Source organism: Dorea sp. 210702-DFI.3.125 (assembly GCF_020560945.1).
GTDB lineage: Bacteria > Bacillota > Clostridia > Lachnospirales > Lachnospiraceae > Dorea > Dorea formicigenerans.
The window spans coordinates 21,716-40,801 of record NZ_JAJCNF010000004.1; the positions used below are offsets into that span (position 1 = coordinate 21,716).

21 protein-coding genes, 1 tRNA gene and 1 riboswitch are annotated in these 19,086 nt (G+C 42.5%); of the genes, 1 reads left to right on the top strand and 21 read right to left on the bottom strand.

The features are described from left to right. Window positions 1-2: 2 nt before the first annotated feature. From LI164_RS03115 to lepB (LI164_RS03135), 5 genes are all read right to left on the bottom strand, one after another. Window positions 3-1,211 (bottom strand): nitrogenase component 1, encoded by a 1,209-nt coding sequence (locus tag LI164_RS03115; protein WP_118426722.1) that lies wholly within the window; start codon window positions 1,209-1,211, stop codon window positions 3-5. Then, window positions 1,211-2,533, bottom strand: a complete 1,323-nt coding sequence (locus LI164_RS03120) for a nitrogenase component 1 (RefSeq protein ID WP_117656997.1) — start codon at window positions 2,531-2,533, stop codon at window positions 1,211-1,213. The genes LI164_RS03115 and LI164_RS03120 overlap by 1 nt, the downstream gene beginning before the upstream one ends. A 4-nt stretch (window positions 2,534-2,537) precedes the next feature. Next, on the bottom strand, window positions 2,538-3,293 hold the full coding sequence (locus LI164_RS03125) for a P-loop NTPase (RefSeq protein ID WP_040015488.1): 756 nt from the start codon (window positions 3,291-3,293) through the stop codon (window positions 2,538-2,540). A 308-nt stretch (window positions 3,294-3,601) separates the two neighbouring features. Then, window positions 3,602-5,002: a uracil-xanthine permease family protein gene (locus LI164_RS03130; RefSeq protein WP_005332984.1), complete on the bottom strand. Its 1,401-nt coding sequence runs from the start codon at window positions 5,000-5,002 to the stop codon at window positions 3,602-3,604. Between the two features lie 45 nt (window positions 5,003-5,047). Further along, window positions 5,048-5,608, bottom strand: a complete 561-nt coding sequence (lepB, locus tag LI164_RS03135; protein WP_005332986.1) for a signal peptidase I — start codon at window positions 5,606-5,608, stop codon at window positions 5,048-5,050. 246 nt (window positions 5,609-5,854) lie between these two features. Next, window positions 5,855-5,965: riboswitch (TPP riboswitch) on the top strand. Between the two features lie 116 nt (window positions 5,966-6,081). Between lepB (LI164_RS03135) and thiC the strand changes: the two genes are divergently transcribed. Continuing rightward, window positions 6,082-7,392: a phosphomethylpyrimidine synthase ThiC gene (gene thiC / locus LI164_RS03140; protein ID WP_005336130.1), complete on the top strand. Its 1,311-nt coding sequence runs from the start codon at window positions 6,082-6,084 to the stop codon at window positions 7,390-7,392. A 122-nt stretch (window positions 7,393-7,514) separates the two neighbouring features. On the opposite strand, the gene LI164_RS03145 is transcribed toward thiC, so the two are convergent. From LI164_RS03145 to ffh, 16 genes are all read right to left on the bottom strand, one after another. Next, window positions 7,515-8,333: a LytTR family DNA-binding domain-containing protein gene (locus LI164_RS03145; RefSeq protein ID WP_005332989.1), complete on the bottom strand. Its 819-nt coding sequence runs from the start codon at window positions 8,331-8,333 to the stop codon at window positions 7,515-7,517. Then, on the bottom strand, window positions 8,330-9,679 hold the full coding sequence (locus tag LI164_RS03150) for a sensor histidine kinase (protein ID WP_161597502.1): 1,350 nt from the start codon (window positions 9,677-9,679) through the stop codon (window positions 8,330-8,332). Before LI164_RS03150 ends, LI164_RS03145 begins: the two co-directional genes overlap by 4 nt. A 117-nt stretch (window positions 9,680-9,796) precedes the next feature. Then, window positions 9,797-9,869 (bottom strand) — tRNA-Thr (locus LI164_RS03155). Window positions 9,870-9,977: 108 nt separating this feature from the next. Beyond that, entirely contained in the window at window positions 9,978-10,934 is a 957-nt protein-coding gene (locus LI164_RS03160) for a mechanosensitive ion channel family protein (protein ID WP_005332990.1), read from the bottom strand. Window positions 10,935-10,985: 51 nt separating this feature from the next. Then, window positions 10,986-11,822 carry a peptidoglycan editing factor PgeF gene (pgeF, locus tag LI164_RS03165; protein ID WP_005332991.1) on the bottom strand — a complete coding sequence of 279 codons (837 nt, stop codon included), beginning with the start codon at window positions 11,820-11,822 and terminating at the stop codon, window positions 10,986-10,988. Window positions 11,823-11,896: 74 nt separating this feature from the next. After that, window positions 11,897-12,265, bottom strand: coding sequence for a YraN family protein (locus LI164_RS03170; RefSeq protein WP_005332992.1), 369 nt, complete (start codon window positions 12,263-12,265; stop codon window positions 11,897-11,899). Next, on the bottom strand, window positions 12,258-12,917 hold the full coding sequence (locus tag LI164_RS03175; protein ID WP_005332994.1) for a ribonuclease HII: 660 nt from the start codon (window positions 12,915-12,917) through the stop codon (window positions 12,258-12,260). Before LI164_RS03175 ends, LI164_RS03170 begins: the two co-directional genes overlap by 8 nt. Next, a complete protein-coding gene (gene lepB / locus LI164_RS03180) occupies window positions 12,910-13,473 on the bottom strand; it encodes a signal peptidase I (RefSeq protein ID WP_227086728.1) in 564 nt (187 codons plus the stop codon). Before lepB (LI164_RS03180) ends, LI164_RS03175 begins: the two co-directional genes overlap by 8 nt. A 36-nt stretch (window positions 13,474-13,509) precedes the next feature. Further along, window positions 13,510-14,364, bottom strand: coding sequence for a ribosome biogenesis GTPase YlqF (gene ylqF, locus LI164_RS03185; protein ID WP_117495453.1), 855 nt, complete (start codon window positions 14,362-14,364; stop codon window positions 13,510-13,512). A 4-nt stretch (window positions 14,365-14,368) separates the two neighbouring features. Next, on the bottom strand, window positions 14,369-15,076 hold the full coding sequence (lepB, locus tag LI164_RS03190; protein WP_005333000.1) for a signal peptidase I: 708 nt from the start codon (window positions 15,074-15,076) through the stop codon (window positions 14,369-14,371). 76 nt (window positions 15,077-15,152) lie between these two features. Further along, a complete protein-coding gene (gene rplS / locus LI164_RS03195) occupies window positions 15,153-15,500 on the bottom strand; it encodes a 50S ribosomal protein L19 (protein WP_005333002.1) in 348 nt (115 codons plus the stop codon). Between the two features lie 205 nt (window positions 15,501-15,705). Next, complete coding sequence (gene trmD / locus LI164_RS03200; RefSeq protein ID WP_005333004.1) at window positions 15,706-16,482, bottom strand: tRNA (guanosine(37)-N1)-methyltransferase TrmD; 777 nt, start codon at window positions 16,480-16,482, stop codon at window positions 15,706-15,708. A gap of 11 nt (window positions 16,483-16,493) precedes the next feature. Next, window positions 16,494-17,000 carry a ribosome maturation factor RimM gene (rimM, locus tag LI164_RS03205; RefSeq protein WP_005333007.1) on the bottom strand — a complete coding sequence of 169 codons (507 nt, stop codon included), beginning with the start codon at window positions 16,998-17,000 and terminating at the stop codon, window positions 16,494-16,496. A 146-nt stretch (window positions 17,001-17,146) separates the two neighbouring features. Then, the gene (locus tag LI164_RS03210) at window positions 17,147-17,377 is read right to left on the bottom strand and encodes a KH domain-containing protein (protein WP_005333013.1); all 231 of its coding nucleotides are present in this window, start codon (window positions 17,375-17,377) and stop codon (window positions 17,147-17,149) included. Between the two features lie 25 nt (window positions 17,378-17,402). Further along, complete coding sequence (gene rpsP / locus LI164_RS03215) at window positions 17,403-17,648, bottom strand: 30S ribosomal protein S16 (RefSeq protein WP_005333014.1); 246 nt, start codon at window positions 17,646-17,648, stop codon at window positions 17,403-17,405. Between the two features lie 79 nt (window positions 17,649-17,727). Beyond that, window positions 17,728-19,086, bottom strand: coding sequence for a signal recognition particle protein (ffh, locus tag LI164_RS03220; RefSeq protein WP_005333015.1), 1,359 nt, complete (start codon window positions 19,084-19,086; stop codon window positions 17,728-17,730).

Consider the following 19,086-nt stretch of genomic DNA (forward strand, 5'->3'; position numbering starts at 1 on the left):
CTCTACGCCTCCCGCTTTTTCATTTCCTCACGCAATTTTCCTGACACGGCAAAATGTGTGGCATCTATAAAAATTCTTTTTCTTTCCGTCTCATGTGCATCCGCCACACAACCTGTTCCAGCCATTTTATAAGCATCTTCAGTCATGCGTTTCATCATCGGATCTGCAAAAACAATGTCGTAATCCTCTTTCTTGATAAGCTCCATATAATCATCTTCTTCTCGAAGTGAAATGTCACCTTCTTCGGAGAGTTCCTGCTTCATCATGAACCAGCTTGCTACCGTAATAACTGCATTGTTATCAACAGCTGGATCACCATTTACTTTCTGGCATCTTCGTCTGATTTCTGCACGCATTGCATTTCCAATAACCTGCTGATGCACGATTAGGATTTTCTTTCTCCGATAATCCATATCCGGAACCAGCTCTTCTACAATTGGGTAAGTGACCTCATAAGGTGTGCCAAATGTTTTTTCCAGATATTTCGCAGCTGCCAGAGCCGCCGGGGAAACTACAATATTTTTTTCAACCTCTCCTGCTGTTCGATGATTATCAAGACCATCCGTGCTCCGGCAGACATTTTCTCCCATGCAGTAGCAGATTGCTTCTTTTCCTTCTTTTTCCTGGTAATATTCTCGAATCTTCTTTGGTGCCTGAAGGTCACTTATGTCCTGCGGCGTTAATCCAAGAACCCCGATCTTTCCCTGTTTTTTCTCAATATCCAGATTCGGCTTAATTCTTTCACTTGCCTTATCAATCATTTCCTTTTCTGCAAATGTCCGGAAAAGCTCCAGCCATGCTTTTTCTTCGCCCACATCATATAATTCCATACCATCTGTATCAATGGTGATAACAGGCATATTTAATTTTTTCTCGCACATTCTTCCAAGTGCCTTGTAATCCGTTCCGATTACTGCCGGAACCGGTGTCCCGATGATTGCTACAAACTTTACATCGAGCTTTGAAGCTGCATCCACCAGCTTCTCCACCAGACGGTCATCTCGTCCGAGAATTGCGTCCATATCACGCAGTCCCGCACTGAACAAGGCACTTTTTTGTTCAAACCAGCGCGGCTCATCAAAACCACATACATTTCCTGTACAGCCGCCGGCGTCACAGATTGCGATCAGTCCCCCAAGTTCATATAACACGGACACCGCACCAGACTGATCCGGTGCAAATGGTGTCAGATATTTTCTAAGTCCTCTCACTATACTACCTCCAGTAATTGTTCGAATAATCTTCTCACTCCTGCATATCCATATGGCTGTTCTTCCCCGTTCCACATGACATATGGACAATCCGGATGATAATAACAGGCATCTTTTCCGATTGCCAGATTCACATCGCTTTTCGCCGGGTCATAATAAATCATCGTCGGTTCCATATTGGAAAATACTTTCGTCTCTGGACTTATTTTTGCCAGAGAACGAATGTATGTGAAGTTCTCCACCGTGATTGTCCCGTAAATTTCCGGTACAGAAAATCCGTAACGTATCAAGGCTAATGATAGTTCAAATGGATCAGCGTTCAGGCATTCTCCGATTGCAAAAGAAGCATCCGGACACTTCTGCCGGAATTTTTCCAGTGCATCTTCTGCCTGCTTTTTATATTTTTCATCATAAAATGCAACACCGAGTGCATTACCAAGTGCATGATACTGGTTTTCAATCTTGTCTATCTGGTAGAGTCTTCGAAGCTCGATAAATGGAATTTGAAGCCGGTTGTGAAAATCTTCTGCTGCAAATCTTGCTTCGTGGTGCAGTACCAGATTGAAATTCGCTTCTGACATAGTCTGATATTCCATATAATCCTTACATCTGGAAATCTCATGAATCGTCTTCACTCCCGCACTATGCAGCAGATCATAAATCTCACAGTCATCCACAAGCGGCGAGAAAAATCCCAAAAGATTGACTACATTGCCTTTCTTTTTTCCCGGCTCAAGCAGCGAATATAAGGACTGCCTTACATGTACCATCGGTGGTTTTCGGCCTTCTCTTGTAAGTGCATACATATAACAAGGTCTGACCGGAATCTCTACCTGTTCTTCCGCCTTTTTGCACACCCGCTCCATATCCGTTCCAAGAAGGGCATCCACACAGGTAATGCAGATCATAACGACCGACGGTTTTTTCGGACAGACACTGCAGATTTCCTCTACTGCTTTCGGAATCTTTTTCAAATGTCTTCCCGTCACAATATCGGTCTCGTCCATCATCAGATAATAAAACCGGTCATTATATTCCTTCATCGAACTGATCAGTGAAGTATTCCTTCCACAACACCCCGGAGCCACGATCAACATAATGGAATCTGGTACTGCAAGACCGGCACGCTTCACGCCAAAGCCTTCTGCTCCCGGTGAATTGAATGCCAGTGTAGCCGGCGAACTGTAGATCAGATGCTTGTGTGACTGAAACTGTGTCGGAATCTGTTCCAGGCCAAGCCTGCTTAGTTCTTTCGTTGTACAGAAAAATGCTTCTTTTTCCGCTTTCTGTTTTTCTGCTTTCATCTTCGTAATTCCCACCATGTCCTTACTCCTCGCTTTCCAGTAATTTTTTTGCGAGGTCATAGAATCTTCCACTAATCTCTGACTCTGGATTTCCTTCAATCACCGTCTGTCCCTGATCTTCGTAACGGATGATCTCATCGCTTCTTGGAATCTCTCCCACGATTGGAATTCCGCTTTCCTTAGAAAATGCCTGCACTTTTTGCACCTCATTTTCCACGTTTCTGTGATTCAGTACAATGCCAAACACCCGTGCATAGCTTCGGTCTTCAAAATTGCGAACTGCGCTGGAAATGTTATTAGCCGCATACAACGCCATCTTTTCTCCGGACGTTACAATCAATACTTTTTCTGCATAGCCTTCCCGGATCGGTGCTGCAAAGCCGCCACACACAACATCTCCGAGAACATCGTAGAGCACTACATCCGGCTTGTATGTCTCAAAAAGTCTCAAATCTTCCAGAAGCTGGAATGTTGCGATAATACCTCTGCCAGCACATCCCAGTCCCGGCGTCGGGCCGCCTGTCTCTATACACAGTACGCCGCCAAATCCTTCCTTTGAAATATCTTCTAATTTCTCCGGTTCCTCGTCTTCCTCCCGCATATAGTTCATGACCGGACGAAGAGGCTTTCCTTCCAGCAGATTAATTGTAGAATCTGCTTTCGGGTCACAGCCTATCTGAATGACTCTTTTCCCCATTGTAGCAAATGCTGCCGCCAGATTCGAAGTTACTGTGGATTTCCCAATTCCACCTTTTCCGTAAATCGCTACCTTTAACATGTCTTCCTCCAAATTTTTCCCAACGAAAAAGGACCTTTCTCCTTCCGGAAAAAAGTCCTTATATCTGCCACTAAAGTAGTATTCACCCTGAGAAATCTGTACAGATGCGATTTCTGCATGATGGATTCTTGTACAAGGAAGATGCACTTTCCCCAACTGCATCTTCCCTGTGTCCGATATATTCGACTATTCCCGCTCGGATTACCTTGCCGTCAGAGTCTTTTTTAATTATCTTCTTTTAAATTGTCTTTTTGTATTATAACCTGCCAAACTACTTTTGGTCAACATATGCTATTTTATTCACAAAATTATTTTTTCTTTTTCGGCAAAAACAAACTCAACAGCAGAGATACCACAAACACACCTGCCACTGCATTTCCATTGAAGATATCTCCCACCTCATGTGGAAATGCACTGAAGAAGTTGCCGGATGTCTGTGTCAGTCCTACACCGATTGCAAATGCCAGTGATACAATGACCATCGTCCGGTCATCGAACTCACATTCTTTGAGCATCTTGATTCCTTCATACATAATAGAACCAAACATCATAACTGTACAGCCGCCAAGAACTGCCTGTGGCAGGGAATTAAAAAATGCTCCCAGCGGCGGGAAAAGTGATGACAAAATCAAAATAAATGCTCCCATCAAAATCGTAAACCGGTTGATGACCTGCGTCATCGTTACAAGTCCTACATTCTGGCTGAAAGAAGTCAACGGCAGACATCCAAAACAGCCGGAAAGTGCACTGGAGAATCCATCTACAGCAAGTGACCCCTGCAATTCTTCCATCTTGATCTCGCGATCTAAAGCACCGGTACATACGGCGCTTGTTGCACCAGTTGTCTCTGCCGCAGATACAAGAAATACAATAGCAATTGTCAAAAATGCTCCCATATCAAAGATTGGTTTATGGCTGGTCAGAAAGACCAGCTTCGGCAGACTGAAGACTCCAACTTCCTGTACAGTCTTTGTAATTCCGGAAAAGTCTACCATCGGCGCAATGCCTGCAACCGTAAAAATGATTGCCAACAGATATCCAAGAATCAATCCTACCAGGACATTCAGATTCTTATATACCCCTTTCAGTAAATATCTGGCTACCAGGCATACAATCAGTGTAAATGCTCCAACAACCAGATGATACCATGCACCAAAATCAGCAACTCCGCTTCCGCCGCCCCAGGAATCCATACCTACGGACAATAACGAAAGTCCGATTGCGATAACTACACACGCGGATACGACTGGTGTCAGGAAGCGCTTCCAGTATCTGGCGCTAAGACCTACCAGTCCTTCAAAAATACCGCCTAAAATAACAGCACCAACCATCCCTTCATATCCAAGTTCCGGATTGGTACAGATTACTAACAGACTTCCAAGAAACGTAAAGCTGACTCCCATAACAATCGGAAGCCCAGACCCGATCTTCCACACCGGATATAACTGCATACATGTTCCGATACCTGCCACGAACATAGCACATTGTAAAAGCTGGGTGATCTCTGCAGAAGTCAAGTGTTCCCCTGTTCCTCTTACCAGCGCGGCACTGCAAACGATCAGCACCGGCGCCAGGTTTGATACAAACATGGCCAGTACGTGCTGCAGCCCGAATGGAATTGCTTTTTTCAGTGGCACTCTTCCGTTCAGCCGGTATATATTCTCCGTGCTGACATCTGCCACTTTTTCTTCTTTGTTTGTTGTACTCATTGTTTTTCCCTCTCAAATCCTTTTTCTTACTTTTATTAGTCCGGTCTACTCAACCTTCCCAATCTCACTAAACGGCCAGTAGCGGAAAACGGCCTTTGCAAGAATCGCATCTTTTTCTACGAAATGCTTCTTCCAGTACCTGGAATCCAAACTGTTATTACGATTATCCCCCATCATAAAATAGCAGTTTTGTGGAACTTCATATGGTCCGAAATCTCCGATCGGTACTTCGTTACAGAAACTGTCATCCAATGGCTTCTCTGCTCCATCTATGTATACTTTTCCGTCTTTCACTTCCACAGTCTCCCCAGGCAGACCAATGACTCTTTTTATAAATATCTTAGATGGATCATCCGGATATTTAAAAATGACGATATCAAACCTCTGCGGATCTTTTGATTTGTATGCAAGCCGGCTGCCGATGATCCGGTCTCCCTTCATAATTGTTGTCTGCATAGATTCAGACGGAATCACCGCATTGATATAGACCAGTTTATTTAGTGCAAACACGACCAGAAAAATAATAAGAAATGTCTTGGCATAATCCCATATCGTTGCAAGTACCCCTTCTTTTTCCGGTTCATGTTCCCCTTTCTTTCCACTCATATATATATCTTCCCTTCTACTTGAACATTCTCTTTTCAAAATATCATGTGTTATAGCTCACAAGATATTTCTATTCTACCACACATTGCCCTATGCAGGAAACTAATTTCTATTTTTCAATGCTTCCAGTTATGGCAAAAATGGCAAAAATCACATTTTCATCTTGCTTTTACATTTTTTCAGGTCTATAATAACTGGTAAATCGGAACGTTCCATGCAATACATATCATTCTATGGGCATTCCGAAAATTACATACGGGGAGCTGGTGAAAACCGGCTGAGAGGAAGCGTAATTCCGCTTCGACCCATAACCTGATTTGGATAATGCCAACGTAGGGAACATATCTTAACGCGATAATTAAGGAAGATGCTCTACGCATCTTCTTTTTTTATACAAGCGATACATTGGGGACACCACCTTGTACCGCTATAGAAAAACTCAGACAAAAAATGAAAATGGAGGCAAAATGAACATGAGAAACTACACTACACAAATGGATGCAGCCAGAAAAGGAATTCTCACGCCTGAAATCAAGACCGTTGCTCAAAAAGAGCATATGTCCACTGACGAGATGATGAAGCTCGTTGCTGAAGGCAAGGTTGCAATCTGTGCCAACAAAAACCACACATGTCTGAATCCGGAAGGCGTCGGCAGTATGCTTCGCACGAAGATCAATGTAAATCTCGGAGTCTCAAGAGACTGTAAAGATTACGATATCGAAATGCAGAAAGTGATGAGTGCTGTAAATCTCGGAGCAGAGGCCATTATGGATTTATCCAGCCACGGCAACACTCAGCCTTTCCGGCAGAAGCTGACACACGAATGTCCGGCAATGATCGGAACTGTTCCGGTCTATGACAGCGTCATCCACTATCAAAGAGATCTTGCTACTCTGACTGCACAGGATTTCGTCGATGTAGTACGTCTTCACGCTGAGGACGGTGTGGACTTTGTAACACTGCACTGTGGAATCACCCGCAAAACTATTGAACAGATCAAAAAACACAAACGTAAAATGAATATCGTAAGCCGCGGAGGAAGTCTTGTATTTGCATGGATGTGCATGACCGGAGAAGAAAATCCGTTCTATGAACATTTCGACGAAATTCTGGATATCTGTGAAGAATACGATGTTACCATCTCCCTTGGTGATGCATGCCGCCCGGGATGTCTGGCCGATGCCACAGATGTATGCCAGATTGAAGAGCTTGTACGCCTCGGCGAACTGACAAAACGTGCATGGGCACATAATGTACAGGTCATGGTCGAAGGTCCTGGACATGTACCACTTGACCAGGTCGCAGCCAATATGAAAGTTCAGCAAAGCATCTGTATGGGCGCTCCATTCTACACACTTGGACCACTCGTCACAGATATTGCTCCTGGATATGACCATATTACTGCTGCCATTGGAGGCGCAGTTGCTGCCATGAACGGTGCTGCTTTCCTTTGCTACGTAACACCTGCCGAGCATCTGGCACTGCCAAATGTAGACGATGTAAAACAAGGCATCATCGCTTCTAAGATTGCCGCCCACGCCGCTGACATTGCCAAAGGTATCCCTGGTGCAAGAGATATTGATGATAAAATGGCTGATGCACGCCAGAAACTGGACTGGGAAGCACAGTACGCCTGTGCTCTTGACCCAGATACTGCAAGAGCGATCCGCGACAGCCGTCGTCCGGAGGATGACCACAGTGATACATGCAGTATGTGTGGTAAATTCTGTGCCGTACGAAGCATGAACAAAGCACTTGCCGGCGAATACATCGATATTTTATAATTCACCTGCCACTTATAGCAGGAATCTTCTCAGGAGATAGAATACATAAAAAAAGGAATACATAGAAAAAGCTTCCAGATACAAATACATTTCATCTGGAAGCTTTTTCTCTAAAAGCCGTTTTATTTATTTTCCTTTTTCCATCTCTTATGAATGTCATTCAGATACTTTTTATTGTACGCAGCCCATTCGTACTGTGACATATACTCCCCTTTATATGCATTCATAAACTCTGCATCTTTTTTATTGAATTTGTAATAGTCACAGTCGATCATCTCCGGAACAATGGCAATATTATTGTAGCTTTTCTCTATTACATCTTCTGCTTCCAGCTCCTTCAACGTCTGTTGCAGTGATGACAAAATCTTCTGAATATACCACTGTTGTTTTTTATCATAGGGTTCATTTTCAAATAAAACTGCTGCCAGTTCCTTCACTGAGCAGGAAGAACCGTTGCGATCCACCAAATATGCCATTACCTCTTTCGCCTTCGATCTGCTGAAATGTGCCGGCTTTCCAGTTCTGTCATATACTTCAAAATTGCCAAAGCACTGAATTTTCAATCTTGGTTCATTTTCAGCCGGCAATGGATAGCGAAGATCTTCCGTCTCTTTTCTGACTTTCCCAGCCGTTACTGGTTTTTCAATATAACCGCTGGCATGTATTGCCATTGCGTCTTTTGTGTACTCATCATATCCTGTAACAAAGATAATATTAATGTCCGGAATAATTTCTTTTAACTGTTTTGCCACATCGATGCCGCTCACACCACGCATACAGATATCTAAAAATGCGATTTTACATCTCGTCTCCTTTGCAAACTCCAGTAATCTGGACGGTTTGCTAAACGGGTAAATATTTGCTTTCGGGCATACCTCCCGGACAGCTTCGCACGTCATCTCCAATGCCAATGGTTCATCATCCGCTATTATAATGTTCATGATTGTCCCCCTTTCGGTAAATTAATTCGTATTTTAGTTCCTTTTCCCTTCTCACTGTAAATATCTACAGTTCCATTGCACATCTTTTGAAACCGGATTCTTGCGTTACGGACTCCTATGTGCTGTCTTCCATCACTTTGCTCTTCCATCTTTGATATATCAAACCCGACTCCGTCATCTATGACGCAAAGTTCAATCTGTTCTTCATTCTCTCTTGTCGTAATTCGAACAGTTCCCCCATCTTCTTTCTGTCCAACTCCCCAGTTTATTGCATTCTCAACAAAAGGCTGCACAGATAACATTGGTACTTTAAAATCAGTTTTCTGCAGATCATATTCTACATGCAGATCATCTCCAAATCGAAGCTGTTCCAGATATAAATATATTTTAACATATTTTAGTTCTTCTTCAAATGGAATTGATTCTTTTTTGTCAATTGCGTTTATATGATTGCGCCAGTAATCCGCAAAATTGATGATTGCCTTCTTCGCTTCTTTTGGATCTTTGCTGCAAAGCTGCGCCAGTGCTGTCAGCGAATTATATAGGAAATGTGGCTGAATCTGGGCAATCATCATCTGCATCTGATTCATGGACAATTCATGTTCCTGCTGTATCAGAATCTTTTCCTGTTCCACGATCCGATCATACTGTGCCATATGGACACTAATGCAAATATAGATCAGCACCAGCGTTGTCGCCAGATTAAATGTGGTTGATTTCCAAAGCATTTGTGCCGGAATCGATGCAATCGGTATCAATCCGTACATAAGAAGGCTTAACACATCATGTCTGACAAGCGCTTTCCTGTGTTTTAACAAAATCACAATGTTTCCACACATCACAATAATACAATAAAACTGACACAGCCAATAAATCGAACCTTTTGTATAATTCCCCTGTGTGTCCAGATAATAAAACTTCCCACTGATATCACTGGTGATCCATAATATGATTGCAATCACTGTTGACAGCATGACGAGATACACGTAAGTATTTCCAATCTTCTCGTGTTGATAGATTGTCTCTTTTACATAATAGGTATAGACCATACATTCCAGAGAGAGACAGGTAAAAGTCAGATTCAACATAAATAGAAGCCACACTTCATTCTTTCCGAAATCCATAGCGGTCCAGCTCAGTACATCTGCCGTAAGTACGATCATGTGAATCACAAGCCAGATGATCAGAATATAATCTAATGTATTCCTCTTTGCTTCCTTCGATGTAACATGTTTGATTCCACGTTGCATTTTAATCTTTGCAATACATGCAAACAGCAATACGAATGTAACTAATGCTGCGAAACTTTCCAAAGCGGTATTGGCAAAAGCTATTTCACCCGACATAAAAATTCCTCCATTTTTATTATCCGTATAATTATTATGTATCATTTGACATTTTGTAAAAAGAAAAGGATCCTTCTTTCTCGAAGAACCCTTATATGCACATCTATATAAAAAAGAAGCTGGAAATCGGACTTGAACCGACGACCCCTTCATTACGAGTGAAGTGCTCTACCAACTGAGCTATTCCAGCAAATGTTGTGATTGACGTACGACAACCACAACTACTATTATATCGAATCTTCTCAGATTTGCAAGAACTTTTTTAGTTTCTGAAGCATTTTTTACTTCTTGCTTCTTATCAGTTCTCTTTTCCCATCTGGACAGTCAGATGCGGATATGCCATCTCAATCTCATTCTCATCCAGTTTCAGTTTGATTTCTTCCAGAATCCTCCATCTTGCATTCCAGTAATCTTCATTCTTCACCCATGCACGGGCACCAATGACTACCGAACTTTCTGCAAGTTCATGGACAAATACCAGAATTTCTTCATTCTTGATGGTCGCATCGTCCTGTCTGATAATCTCCTCAATGACCGCCTTTGCTTTTCGCAAGTCCGCTTCATAAGCAATATCTACTTTCAGATCCAGCTTTCTCTCCGCCTTAGCCGTTGCATTCGTCAGACTGTTGTTGGTCAGCATTCCATTTGGAATCACAATCGTTTTATTATCAACGGTCGATAACTTTGTATAAAAAATCTGAATTTCCTTTACCGTCCCTTCGTTGTGGTTTGTATCCTCAATAATATAATCTCCCACTTCAAATGGTTTCAGAAGCAGAATCAATACTCCGCCTGCAAAATTAGAAAGGCTTCCCTGCAGAGCAAGACCGATTGCTACACCGCCAGAAGCAATAATCGCTGCCACTGAAGTTGTATCAACTCCTAATTTTGCTGCAATCATAAAAATCAACAGAAAATATAAAGAAAATTTCAAAACAGAGTCTACGAACTGCTCTACTCCTTTGTCTGCACTGGACCTTGCCAGCGATTTTCTCACAATTTTCCGTATAAATTGGATCAGAACACGCCCGATCATAAATACTGCAATTGCGATCAGCACTTTCACTCCAAATCCGATCAGGTCTGAAAGATGATCCTGCAGATACTGCGTTGCCTGATTCACCTCATTCACTGCATCCTGCGTTGCATCTGTCACTCCTTTTGTCGCATCTGCCACCCCTTGTGACACATCCCCTGAATCCACTTTTAAGGATGTTCCCTGTGTTGTTGCCAATTTTAACAACATGCTATTCATATTATTGTCTCCTGCTTTACTTTCTAGTTTACATTTTCATATCCAGTCTCTCTATTTCTTCAGGGCAAGAAATGCACTCAATGTTCCGCGTTCATTTCCTGTTGTTCTGTGTGAGAACAAAATATCCGGGTTGCAGTGTGTACATACATTGGTCACTGCAATATGCTCCGGAAGAATTCCTGATTCTAAAAAAACAGACTCATTTGCCTTCCATAAATTCAACTGATATTTCCCATTTTCTTTCTGATAAAAAATTTCAGGCCAGAGATTTTCGTCATAATTCTCACGGAATTTTTTAATAACATCTTCACTGACTTCATAACAATCCTGACAGATAGACGGTCCTACCGCTCCTAAAATATCTGCCGGATCACAACCAAACTCTTCCTCCATCTTTTCCACAGTTACTTTTCCAATCTTTCCAACTGTTCCTCTCCATCCAGAATGGCTCAGTCCAATGACTTTCTTCACCGGATCCACAAAATAAAGTGGTACACAATCTGCATAAGAAGTTACAAGACAGATTCCCGGCACGTCCGTAATCATTCCGTCTGTCTCAGGAAAGGACTGTCCCCTCTCCCTGGCGTATACGCGCTTTACATTCGTCGTATGTGTCTGCTGCGTATAAGTAAAATCTGCCACTTCTACGCCGATTGCCTGCGCAATCAGTTCACGATTCTTTTTCACCGCCTCCGGATCATCTCCTCTTGTCAGGCTGATGTTCATAGAACTGAAGCACCCGGTACTGACTCCACCAAGTCTGGTAGAAAATCCATGATTGACGATTCCTGTATTTTCAAAAAGCGGATAGGACAGATACGGCACACCGCCGCGCTGCCGCTCTGCAAATATCTGCTCATTATTCTTATATTTTAATCCAAGACTCATATATTTCTCCTAACTTCATCTGTCCATACTTCGTTGCTGCATTTACATATTTTCAAATCCAAAAGCTACATTAACTACATCAGTGTAAATGCATCTTTATATAGCGTGATTTCTTCCTGACCCTCAGCTCCGGCTATGGCAACCACGTCGAATCTGCATGGTACGTCATCGTTCCCCTGCTTCATCAGAAAATGCATGGCACATTTTGCGATAGTCTGTTGTTTACGGGCATCGACTGCCTCTGCCGGATAGCCGCTTACACCCGTAGTTCTATATTTCACTTCTACAAAGACAAGGTATTCTCCGTCTCTTGCAATCAGATCGATCTCTCCCAGCCTGCAGCGATAATTATATGTCACAATCTTGTATCCCAAAGATTCAAGATAAGCACCTGCTTTCCTTTCATAGCCGGTGCCTGTCCTGCGATTATTCTTCTTATACATAATTATGTATGAAAGATCTTCTGTGGATCGGTGTCGGTCCCAGTTCTTTTAACCCTGCAATATGTGCTTTCGTTCCATATCCTTTATTACTTGCGAAATCATACCCCGGCAGTACCTTGTCATATTCCACCATCAGCCGGTCTCTCGTCACTTTTGCAATAATACTCGCTGCCGCGATAGAAATGCTTTTCGCGTCACCTTTGATGATCGGCACCTGCAAAATGTCTACCTGTGGAATCGTCACCGCATCATTTAACAAAATGTCCGGACGCACTTTCAGATTATCAATTGCCATACGCATTGCTTCATAAGTGGCCTGCAAAATATTAATTTCATCAATTCTCGCAGGACTTGCCATACCAATCCCCGTTGCTACCGCGCGGTTCATGATCTCGTCATACAGCATTTCACGCTTTTTTTCGGACAGCTTTTTTGAATCATTCAGATACAAGATCATATCATCTTTGGGCAGAATCACAGCTCCTGCCACGACCGGACCTGCCAACGGTCCTCGTCCGACCTCGTCAATCCCGCAAATGTACGGATAATCCTTGTATTCTTCTTCAAATGTGCTCATTGCTTTTGTTCTTGCAATCTCTTTTTCCAGACGTTCCTGCTGTTTTTTCAGCTTTTCTTCTTCCCGCTTATTCATGCCTGATCACTCCCATCTTGTCAAATGGATAGATACGCACCCACGCTTTTCCCATGATCGTATCTTTCTTCACTTCTCCTACACTCGTGTCACGGCTATCCTGACTGTGATTCCGGTTATCGCCAAGTACAAAATATTCATCTTCTCCAAGGGTAATTGGCTGCGATGCCGCCATCGGATCGTCCATCAGTTCATTTCCATAAATGTCTGATTCCAAGCGGCTGCCATTGATATAGACATAACCGTCTACTACCTGTACCGTCTCTCCCGGCAGCCCGATAATACGTTTTATATAGTAAGTATTTTCCTCATACTGATATGGAAATACAATAATATCAAAACGTTTCGGATCTTGGAACCGGTAAGACAGCTTGTCCACCAGAAGCTGATCTCCATCGCTTAGAGTCGTCTCCATGGATGACCCGCTGACACTTGTTCTTTGTCCCACATAAGTAATGATGACATATGTTAAGACAAGAATGACTATAATATAAAAAATCCACCCTAATATCTCTCTTATAATTCCCGGCTCTCTCCTTCTTCGTCTTCTTGACATAGAAAGTAAGTTCCCCTTTCTGATTTCTATTTACCTTTACGCTTCTTCTGTCTGTGGATACTCAAGCGTAAGTCGTCCAAGCTTTCCTTCCCGGAAATCATCCATCAAAAGCATGGCTGCCTTCTCCGTATCCAGTTCATTTCCACGAACAAGGCAATGTCTGCTTTCTGCAATACGCCCAAGCATTACATATGGGTCTGGGGCAGCTGTAATGGTATACTTATTCTCCAGTACACCCGGATAATTTGCTGCCAGAAAACGGATCAACTCTGCTGCCAGCTCTTCTGTCTGTAACACCTCATCCTTAATCGAACCGATCAGCGCAAGCCGCAATCCTACTGTCTGATCTTCGAATTTTGGCCAAAGAATTCCCGGTGTATCCAGAAGCTCTACCTGTTTGTTCAGGCGGATCCATTGTTTTCCTTTCGTTACACCTGGCTTGTTACCGGTTTTAGCGGCTGCTTTTCCGGCAAGTGAATTAATAAATGTAGACTTTCCTACATTCGGAATTCCAACGACCATGGCACGAACCGGACGGTTCAGAATCCCACGCTTTCTGTCGCGCTCGATCTTCGCCTTACATGCCTCCTGGATCACGCTTTGTACGGATTTTACTCCGCCGCCTTTTCTTGAATTTACTTTCACAACATGGAATCCTTTTTTCTTAAAATATTCGGTCCATGCCTCATTCCATCTTTCCTCTGCCAGATCTGATTTATTCAAAATGATCAGTCTCGCTTTATTCTTACCAAGCTCATCAATATCCGGATTCCTGCTGGATAACGGAACCCTGGCATCTACAAGCTCAATGATCAAATCAATCAATTTAATATTTTCCTGCATCATACGCTTTGCTTTTGTCATATGACCCGGATACCACTGAAAATGCATATTTCTACTCCTTTACAAATCCAAAGTGTGTTTTTGGCGAGATGACAAACCAGGCTTTTCCGTAAATGTAGCTGTATTTCACATTTCCTACATTGGCATTACGGCTGTCTTCACTGTTCTGCCTGTCGTCACCAAGAACAAAATATTCATCACTGCCTAATTTTATCTTTTCATTTACAATGCCGACATCATCAATCTTGGAAGTCTCATAATCTTCTTGCAGCTTTTCACCATTGATGTAGACTGAATTTTCGACAATCTCCACGCTCTCTCCTGGAAGAGCAATGATCCGCTTAATATAATAATGGGAATTTTCATTTCCCTTTGGTTTAAATATAATGACATCGCCACGCTTCGGCTTGCTTGCATTATACACAATCCGGTTGGCGAGCACAATATCCCCGTTTTCAAGAACCGGCTTCATGGAATCTCCGACAACACTCACACGCTGTCCGAAATACCATACACACACAAATGCGATCAGTATTGTCAATGCAATCTGAAAAATCCACTTTCCAATAACTGGGATTAAAGACCAGTCTATGTTTCTTAACAGCTTTACAACTTTTTTCTTTGTCGGCTGCTGCATTCTCTTCTGCTGTCTTAAAAGTTTTCTTCTCTTAGCTTCCCGCTGTTTCCGGCGTTTCTTTGCCGCCCTTTTTCTGGCATTCTCTCTGCCCGTAAAATTACCCCTTATCGAACTTTTTTTCATAGATTTATCCCTATATCAGAAAAAGGACAATTACATGTATGTAGTTGTCCTTTTTTACTCTGTTCTCTTCGTTTAATTATTTTACCAGCTCTTTAACTTTAGCTTTCTTACCAACGCGGTCTCTTAAGTAGTTAAGTTTAGCTCTTCTTACTTTACCTCTTCTTACTACTTCAACCTTCTCTACGTTAGGTGAGTGAACTGGCCATGTCTTCTCAACACCGATTCCGTTAGATGTCTTTCTAACTGTAAATGTCTCTCTTGAACCGCCACCCTGTCTCTTAAGAACAGTTCCTTCAAAAATCTGAATTCTCTCACGGTTACCCTCTTTAATCTTACCGTAAACCTTTACAGTATCTCCAACTCTGAATTCTGGAGCCTGCTCTTTTAACTGAGCTGCCTCAATATTCTTAATAATATCGTTCATCTGTGTGACCTCCTTGTTTAATTGGACGTTCTTAATACAAAATGTACCAGAGGACCATCTCGTTTTTCTTCACAACATGCTATATTTTATCACAAACTTCTTTATGTTGCAAGAAGTTTTTAATTTTATTTTTTCATTTATTTTTCCGGCAATCCATTCAATGTTTTTAATCTTTCCAGATTGTAAATTGACAGTTTTCTAAATTCTACTGTCCTGTAGCTTCAAGCATAATTTCTTTCGCCAACTTCTGCTCTTCTTTTGTCAGTTTGGCTTTTTCAATCAGATCCGGACGGTTCTTTGCTGTGCGGATCACAGACTGCTCTCTGCGCCATTTTTCTATATTCGCATGATGACCGGACAAAAGTATGGCTGGCACCTGCTTATCATGCCAGATCTCCGGTCTGGAATACTGTGGGTACTCAAGAAGATTATCCTGAAAGCTCTCGAATTCTGCGGACACATCATTATGCAGAACCCCCGGCACCAGTCTGGAAATCGCATCGATCATAATCATAGCCGGAAGCTCTCCGCCAGTCAGGACATAGTCTCCAATCGACACATAGTCTGTGACAACTTCATTTAATACCCGTTCATCAATTCCTTCATAATGTCCGCACAAAAATACCAGATCTTCTTCCTGGGCAAATTCCTCTGCCATCGTCTGGTTAAATGTCTTCCCCTGTGGAGACAGATAAATCACACGCGGGCTTTTCCTGGTACCCGGATTGCTTAGCAAAGCTTTCACTTCTATTTTCTTTTTCACAGCCTCATAGCACTGATACACAGGCTCTGCCTGCATCAGCATACCTGCTCCCCCACCATAAGGATAATCATCTACGCTGTTGTGTTTGTTAAATGCATAGTCTCTGATATTTACCGCTTCTATATCCAAAAGTCCTTTATCCATGGCACGTCCGATAATACTTGTATTCAGACCGTCCATCACCATGTCCGGAAATAATGTCATAATATAAAACTGCATGATTACACTCCTTAAATCAGACCATTCATCAGATGAACAGTAATGATCCCACTTTCCATATCTACGTTCAGAACACATTCTTTAATTGCAGGCATAAGAACCTCTCCATGCTCCTTTGAATCAATCACATAGACATCATTCGCCCCTGTTTCCATCACGTCACTCAGTGTTCCGAATTCTGTTCCATCTTCTGTTATAACTTTCATGCCGATCATGTCTGCAACAAAATACTCATCTTCTTCCAGCGGCACAGCATTTTCTCTCGTCACGAGCAACGGACAGCGTTTATAACGCTCAATATCATTAATATTGTCAAATTCTTTAAATTTTACAATAACGAACTGCTTAAAAAACTTCACATGTTCCACTTCCAGATCCAGCTTTTCTTTTCCCGTATCCAGAATTACTTTTTTCAGTTTCTTAAATCTTACCGGATCATCTGTAGTCGGAAAGACTTTCACTTCTCCGCGCACCCCGTGTGGCTGTGTGATGACACCTACCTGCAATAACTGTTCCATACATTCCTCCGCTTTTTCGAATCAATTCGTATAAATCTATATCTGGTAACGTCCGAAGAACTTTCACTGTTCTGGCGGACACATTTCTTTCTTCATAAAGAGAGACAGGCCTGGTAAAACCCGGTCTGTCCCTATATCCATCCTGATTAATCCAGAATATCTACAATCACTTTCTTGTCTTCCTTCGCTGCCGCTGCTTTTACTACTGAACGGATAGCCTTGGCAATACGTCCCTGTTTTCCGATTACTTTCCCCATATCAGAATCTGCAACACGTACTTCCAGGATAGTTGTCTTCTTCTCCGTGCGTTCGTTTACCGTTACGCTTTCCGGATCATCGACAAGAGCTTTTGCAATGACTTCAACTAACTCTTTCATCTTTGTACCTCCAGGCACGAATTATCTATTTCTCAATTCCAGCTGCTTTAAAGATCTTTCCTACAACCTCTGTCGGCTGAGCTCCTGTATTTAACCATCTCTTAGCTGCTTCCTCGTCTACAGAAATTCCGCTTGGCTCAAGGTTTGGATCATATGTTCCAATCTCCTCGATGAACTTTCCATCTCTTGGGGCTCTGGAATCTGCTACTACGATTCTATAAAAAGGTGCTTTCTTCTGTCCCATTCTTCTTAATCTGATTTTTACTGCCATTGTTCTTTTCCTCCATAAATGAAAATATTTATTTTTAATAGTTTTATTTATATAAAGTGCCTTGCACCATATACCATTTTTAGAAAGGCAACTTGAACTTGCCTTTTTTGCCTGGTTTTGCAAATGTCTTCATCATCTTCTTTGCTTCGTTGAACTGCTTGATCATACGGTTTACTTCACTGATGTCTACACCTGCTCCTTTTGCGATTCTGTGCTTTCTTGATGGATTTAAAAGATCCGGATCTCTTCTCTCAGCTGGTGTCATAGAATGGATCATAGCTTCCATACGTGCCATACCTTTTTCTGCTTCATCCATCTGCTCATCGCCAAGACCTTTCATCTTGCCCATTCCCATACCGCCAAGTCCCGGCAACATGTTCATGATATTTCCAAGTCCTCCAAGCTTCTTCATCTGCTTGATGCTCTCAAGATAATCATCAAAATCAAACTGGGCTTTTTTCATCTTCTTGGACATCTCTTTTGCTTTGTCCTCGTCAATGTCAAGTTCTGCCTCCGCCTTCTCGATCAGAGATAAGACATCTCCCATACCGAGAATCCGGTTTGCCATACGATCCGGATAAAATTGCTCCAAATCAGAAAGCTTCTCGCCCATACCGACATACAGAATCGGTTTTCCGGTTACTGCCTTAACGGATAACGCAGCACCACCTCTTGTGTCACCGTCCAGTTTGGTCACGATCACACCGTCTACACCAATCTTTTCATCAAATTCTTTTGCCACATTGACCGCATCCTGTCCGGTCATAGCATCAATAACAAGAATTGTCTGATGTACAGTAACAGTATTCTTAATCTCTTCCAGCTCAGCCATCATATCTTCATCGATATGAAGACGTCCTGCCGTATCAAGGATCACCAGATTATTGCCATTCTTCTGGGCATGCTCAATTGCAGCCTTTGCAATATTCGCCGGTTTATGGTTGTCACCCATGGTAAATACTTCCACACCCTGCTTTTCCCCGTTGATCTGTAACTGCTTAATTGCTGCAGGACGATAAACATCGCAGGCAACCAAAAGCGGTTTCTTGCCTTTTAACTTAAACTTCCCAGCAAGCTTTGCTGTTGTAGTCGTCTTACCTGCTCCCTGAAGACCTGCCATCATAATCACTGTAATGGCACTTCCCGGCTGAAGCTTGATCTCGGTTGTCTCAGATCCCATCAGATTACAAAGTTCTTCATTTACAATCTTAATTACCATCTGACCCGGATTCAGACCATTCATAACATCCTGGCCGACCGCTCTTTCCTGAACAGTCTTAATAAAATCCTTTACAACCTTAAAGTTTACATCTGCCGCCAGAAGCGCACGCTTAATCTCCTTTAACGCTTCCTGCACATCTGCTTCCGTAAGTCTTCCTTTACTTCTAAGATTCTTAAATACATTCTGCAGTTTTTCTGTCAGACTGTCAAACGCCAT